Source organism: Propionivibrio sp. (assembly GCF_017995515.1).
GTDB lineage: Bacteria > Pseudomonadota > Gammaproteobacteria > Burkholderiales > Rhodocyclaceae > Propionivibrio.
Map to the genome: position 1 here is coordinate 1 of NZ_JAGOIT010000183.1, position 2978 is coordinate 2978.

4 protein-coding genes are annotated in these 2978 nt (G+C 62.3%); 1 reads left to right on the top strand and 3 read right to left on the bottom strand.

Annotated elements, in window-relative coordinates; all coding sequences use genetic code 11:
- Positions 1-133 precede the first annotated feature (133 nt).
- Entirely contained in the window at positions 134-427 is a 294-nt protein-coding gene (locus KBA32_RS16850; RefSeq protein WP_294361444.1) for a hypothetical protein, read from the bottom strand.
- A 94-nt stretch (positions 428-521) separates the two neighbouring features.
- Positions 522-1601: an ornithine cyclodeaminase gene (locus tag KBA32_RS16855; protein ID WP_294361446.1), complete on the bottom strand. Its 1080-nt coding sequence runs from the start codon at positions 1599-1601 to the stop codon at positions 522-524.
- 123 nt (positions 1602-1724) lie between these two features.
- Here KBA32_RS16855 and KBA32_RS16860 point away from each other — a divergent pair, with 123 nt between their 5' ends.
- Positions 1725-2150 carry an Lrp/AsnC family transcriptional regulator gene (locus KBA32_RS16860; RefSeq protein ID WP_294361448.1) on the top strand — a complete coding sequence of 142 codons (426 nt, stop codon included), beginning with the start codon at positions 1725-1727 and terminating at the stop codon, positions 2148-2150.
- 25 nt (positions 2151-2175) lie between these two features.
- On the opposite strand, the gene KBA32_RS16865 is transcribed toward KBA32_RS16860, so the two are convergent.
- A partial coding sequence (locus KBA32_RS16865; RefSeq protein ID WP_294361450.1) for a GGDEF domain-containing protein occupies positions 2176-2978 on the bottom strand: 803 nt, incomplete at its 5' end.

The window sequence follows — 2978 nt, forward strand, 5'->3', positions numbered from 1 at the left end:
CGACGTTCGGGAATCGAAGCCCGTCGAAGAAGAGTACGTGCACGATGGACGATAATCAATGTGTGGGTCGCACCCACTCCACGTAGAGACGGCCTCCAGAATTGGGGGCCGTTTTTTATTTTGGCGCTCCGCCTTACTCGAACGAAGGCGTTCCGCGGTCGTACTTGATCTCCCCGGCCTTGTCGCTCATCGTCTTTCTCGGCGTCGTGAGATCCAGCGCATAGCAACTCGCCGTCTCGCTGCTCACCACCATATGCCCTTTGGGCACCATCTTGTTGATCTCGTCCTTGAGCGAGGCAGCGTCCATGCGCACGGGCGCCGAAGTTCCCCGCCATACCAGTTCGTTCGACGGCGAATAAATCATGTAGCAGGCAGAAGATGCAGCCGTCGAAACCGACAGTGCCAGCACAGCGAAGATCGTTTTCATGTTGAGCCTTTCGAGCTGAGTTCCAGCGTACCGTCCAAGGCAGCGCCCGTGCGGCTATCGTAGCCCAACCTTGCCAATGGCGTACAGACGCCGCTCAGGCGACGCGACTCATCTTCGTTCCGGCGTCGCTCGCCACCGCCGATGGACGAACGAGGCTGAACAGATCCTTGGGGTTGGCCATCGATGGAATCAGCGAGATAGGCTGACCCAGGCCGAGCGCTCGTGCCGAGTCACGCATGAAGCGCAGGGCCGAGTAGTCCTCGAGCGCGAATCCAACCGAATCGAACAAGGTCACCTGCCGTTCGTCGGTTCGGCCCACGGCCTTACCGGCGAGCACGCGCCAGAGTTCGGTGGCAGGAAACTCGGCCGGCATCTGCTGCAGATCGCCTTCGACGCGCGTCTGCGGCTCGTATTCGACGAACACCGAGGCGCCGTGCAGCACGTCAGGATGCATTTCGGTCTTGCCCGGACAGTCGCCGCCGACGCCGTTGATGTGCATGCCCGGTTCGAGCATGTCAGCCGTGATGATGCGCGCGCTCGTCTTGTCGGCGGTCACGGTGGTGACGATATCTGCGCCGCGTACGGCTTCATGCACGCTCCCGCAAGGACGCAGGCGCAGCTTCGTGTGCGCCAGGTTGCGCATCAGCTTGGCCGTCGCCGCACCGTCGATATCGAACAGTCGGATTTCCTCGATACCGAGCAGGTGATGGAACGCCTGCGCCTGGAACTCGCTCTGCGCGCCGTTGCCGATGAGCGCCATGCGGCGGCAGTCCGGCCTTGCCAACGTTCTGGCGGCAAGAACCGACATGGCGGCGGTGCGGATCGCGGTGGTCAGCGTCAGTTCGCTCAGCACCTCGGGCGCACCGGTATCGACGCGCGCCAGAACGCCAAAAGCCATGACCGTCGGCAAGCCAAGCGCCGTGTTCTTCGGGTGTCCGTTCACATACTTGAACGTGTAGTGGGCACCGTCGGAAATGGGCATCAGCTCGATGACGCCATCGTCCGAATGACTGGCGACGCGCGCGGACTTATCGAATGCTTCCCAGCGCAAGTAGTCGGCGTGGAGGTAGTCGGCAACGCCGCGCAGGCAGTCGGCAATACCCAGGGTCTTGACCAGGTGCGCTACGGTTTCGGCACTGAGGAATTGGGTTTGAACGCTGGACTCGGTTTTCATGATGCGGCTCCGGGAGGTCTGAGTCCAGTCTCTCAAGTCCGCGTAGCAATGTGAATCGTCAACATTGATTGCTTTTCAGCAAAACTTTATCATTTAGTCAATACAAACTAGCAGATTGATCAAATGGATGCCACCGACCAGCAATTGCTCTCGCTGCTACGCAAGGATGCCCGCGCCAGCATCGCCACACTGGCGCAGAAGCTCGGCGTCTCACGCGGAACGGTCACCAACCGCATCACGCGGCTCGAAGACGCGGGCATCATCGTCGGCTACACCGTCCGCTTGCGCCCCGACGCGGAACCGAACGAAATCCACGCCTGGATGAGCATCGCCGTCGAAGGCAACGAGACGCGCGCTGTCATCGCCAGCCTGCTCGGCGAACCGGGCGTCGCCAGTCTGCACGATACCAACGGGCGCTGGGATCTCCTGGCCGAACTGCGCGCAGCGAATCTCTCGGAACTCTCGCAGGTCCTCGAACGCATCCGCCTCGTACGCGGCATCAGCAACACCGAGACGAGCATTCACCTGCAGACGTATCGCTTGTCATGACACGTGGCGCGTGGTCGCGGCCCGCTCAGGCGACCATCGGCGCGCGCGCGAATTCGTCAAACTCGACGCGGTTGCGGCCGGCGCTCTTCGCGCGGTAGAGCAACTCGTCGGCGCGGGTAATGAGCGCCTTCGGATCACCCCCCATGCCGACCACGGAAAAATCGGCGGCGACGACGCCGAAGCTGGCGGTGACGCCGATCGCATGACGTTCGTCGCGATAAGCCGATTCGTCGGCGATCGCGCGGCGCAGGCGTTCGGCCAGGCGGACGCCGCCGCGCAGGTCGGTCTCCGGCAGGATCAGCATGAACTCCTCGCCACCGTAGCGGACGACGCTATCTATGTGGTCGCGGCAGGCCGCGCGCAGCAGTCCGGCAAAGTGCTGGAGGACGGCATCGCCGGTCGGATGACCATAAGTGTCGTTGATCACCTTGAAGTGATCGAGGTCGCACATGATCACCGTCAGCCAGGCCGGGTAACGCGAGGCACGTTCGACTTCCTGTTCGAGCAGGTGTTCTTCCATGTAGCGCCGGTTGTAGCAGCCGGTCAGGTGGTCGCGGAAGCTGAGGTGACGCAGGATGGACTGCGCGCGGAACTGGCGGCGCCCGAGACACTGGTAGCGATGCGCGGCGATGATGCCGACGGTGTTGACCAGCACCAGCAGCATGGTCATCGTCAATGTATCGGAAACACTGAGGGCGCCGACATGGATGGCGAGCAGGCTGAAGACCAGCGTCGTCGCGATCGACACGGCCGTCGCATTGACGAAGGAATTGGGGATGAAGAGGTGCACGACGACGAGCATGATGCTCATCGACATCGCGTGCCAGG